This window comes from Paraburkholderia ultramafica, from assembly GCF_902859915.1.
Classification (GTDB): domain Bacteria; phylum Pseudomonadota; class Gammaproteobacteria; order Burkholderiales; family Burkholderiaceae; genus Paraburkholderia; species Paraburkholderia ultramafica.
On the sequence record NZ_CADIKK010000148.1, the window covers coordinates 1 to 949 of the forward strand.

Annotated in this window: 1 protein-coding gene; it reads left to right on the forward strand. The window is 60.3% G+C overall.

Going from position 1 to position 949, the window contains the following annotated elements:
* Positions 1–170 precede the first annotated feature (170 nt).
* Positions 171–797 carry a tyrosine-type recombinase/integrase gene (locus HV744_RS36605; protein ID WP_175154091.1) on the forward strand — a complete coding sequence of 209 codons (627 nt, stop codon included), beginning with the start codon at positions 171–173 and terminating at the stop codon, positions 795–797.
* The last annotated feature ends 152 nt before the right edge of the window (positions 798–949 follow it).

Below are 949 nucleotides of genomic sequence, written 5' to 3' on the forward strand. Positions count from 1 at the left end.
GGAGCACTCCGCGGTTTCCTCCATCGAGGCTTGTTCGACGCCTGCCAGCAACGCGCGGTGGCGCGCTCACATTCCTGCGGACCATGGCAGGCATCGAACAACCCTAAACGGACAGTGCCCGCTGGCCACGAGCACAGACTGGATCTCCCTTCAACTGAAAGGAGATAGTCATGGAAGCTACTGACGAAGGAATCGCCGCAAAGATACCGTGGAACAAGGGCAAGCTGACGGGGCAGAAGCCTCCGCTGAAGCCAAAGGAAATCTGGGCCATCCGGATCCGCCTCCAGCTTTCGGCGCGACTTCGCGACCTCGCGATGTTCAATCTGGTAATCGACAGCAAACTGCGCGCGTGCGACCTGACGAAGCTGCGGGTTTGCGACGTTTGCCACGGCCATCACGTCGCCAGCCGGACGACAATTATGCAGCAGAAAACTCAACGGCCGGTTCAGTTCGAGATTACAGAGCAGACCCGGGACAGCATCGGAGCATGGATCAAGGCGTCAACGCTGACGCCGCCCGACTTTCTGTTCCCAAGCCGGCTCCACGAATCACCGCATATCTCGACGCGCCAGTATTCGCGTCTGGTGCATCGATGGGTCGCATCGATCGGATTGGATGACACCGCGTACGGCACCCATACGATGCGCCGGACGAAGGCGTCGCTGATCTATCGCCGCACGAAGAACCTTCGCGCCGTTCAGTTGCTCCTTGGCCACACCAAGCTTGAGAGCACAGTGCGGTACCTCGGCATCGAGGTTGACGATGCGCTTGAGATGGCGGAGCAGACTGAAGTTTAAACTGCGGCACTCCGGGCGGCGATCGACCATTGGTCGCTGTCCGTTTAGGGTTGGTCGATGCCTGCCAACGCCCGCAGGAATGTGAGTGCGCCACCGAGCTTCGCTGGCAGGCGTCGAACGAGCCTCGATGGAGGAAACCGCGGAGTACTCCG